Origin of the sequence: Actinomadura sp. RB99, assembly GCF_014706005.1 — a bacterium.
Classification (GTDB): Bacteria; Actinomycetota; Actinomycetes; order Streptosporangiales; family Streptosporangiaceae; genus Spirillospora.
Genome location: NZ_JABMCA010000221.1, coordinates 1 through 536, shown reverse-complemented (window position 1 = coordinate 536; position 536 = coordinate 1). Strand labels below are relative to the sequence as shown.

The window sequence follows — 536 nt, the reverse complement described above, 5'->3', positions numbered from 1 at the left end:
GCGGTGTGGGTGAAGTACGCCTCCGGCGACTCCGAGTGGTGCTCGACGGCGCCGATGCCGCCGCCGCACGGGATGCGGACGACGACCGGCAGCGACAGCGCGCCCAGCGACCGCATGCCCATCTTGGCGAGCTGGGTGATGATCTGGTCGGCCGCGGGGAACACGAACCCGTCGAACTGGATCTCGCAGACCGGGCGGTACCCGCGCAGCGCGAGCCCGATCGCGGTGCCGACGATGCCGGACTCGGCCAGCGGGGTGTCGATCACCCGCTCCTCGCCGAAGTCCTTCTGCAGCCCGTCGGTGATCCGGAACACGCCGCCGAGCTTCCCGACGTCCTCGCCCATGACCAGGACCTTCGGGTCGTCCTCCATGGCCTTGCGCAGGCCGGCGTTCAGCGCCTTGCCGAGCGTCAGGGTCTCCGCGGTCACGACGGCACCTCTTCCTCGAAGGACGCCAGGTAGGCGGCGAACTGCTCCTGCTCCTCGGTCATCAGCGGATGGTCTTCGGCGTAGACGTGCTCGAACATCGACAGCGGC

The 536-nt window shown here is 69.6% G+C and carries 1 pseudogene; it reads right to left on the bottom strand.

What is annotated here, in order from left to right:
- A pseudogene (locus amrb99_RS49660) lies at window positions 1–371 on the bottom strand (alpha-ketoacid dehydrogenase subunit beta); the annotation flags it as partial.
- Window positions 372–536: the final 165 nt, after the last annotated feature.